Consider the following 510-nt stretch of genomic DNA (forward strand, 5'->3'; position numbering starts at 1 on the left):
CAGGTGCACCGCCACCAACGACGATGAGCAGGCCGTGTCGATGACCACCGCGGGTCCGCGTGCCCCGAGGATGTAGGCCAGCCGTCCGGCGGCGAAGTTCGCCGAGTTCCCGGTTGGGATGTACGCGTCGAGGTCAACAGGTCGTAGCCGGCCCGCCAGCGTGAGCATGTAGTCGTAGGCGGTGACACCGACGAATACCGAGGTTTGCGTACCGCGAATGGTGTGTTGCGGGACGCCCGCGTAGTCTAGCGCGTCCCACGCAACTTCAATAAACAATCGCTGCTGCGGGTCCATCGCCGCCGCTTCGCGCGGGGGGATTGAGAAGAACTCCGCATCGAACTCATCTGGCTGCCAGCTGGTGAGAAAACCGCCTTCGGTGCTGCAGATGGTCCCCGGCACGGTGTGATCATCACAGTAGTAGGCGTCGGCGTCCCACCGCTGCGCGGGAACCCGGACGATGCCGCTTCGGCCGGCGCACAACAAATCCCAGAACTGTTCGGGGTTGTTGAC

At 64.1% G+C, this 510-nt stretch carries 1 protein-coding gene; it reads right to left on the minus strand.

What is annotated here, in order from left to right; translation table 4 throughout:
• Positions 1–510, minus strand: a 510-nt coding sequence (locus tag FJM08_RS08665) for a beta-ketoacyl synthase N-terminal-like domain-containing protein (RefSeq protein ID WP_140031757.1), incomplete at both ends; no start/stop codon positions are given.

The organism is Metamycoplasma equirhinis (genome assembly GCF_006385185.1).
Classification (GTDB): domain Bacteria; phylum Bacillota_I; class Bacilli_A; order Mycoplasmatales; family Metamycoplasmataceae; genus Metamycoplasma; species Metamycoplasma equirhinis.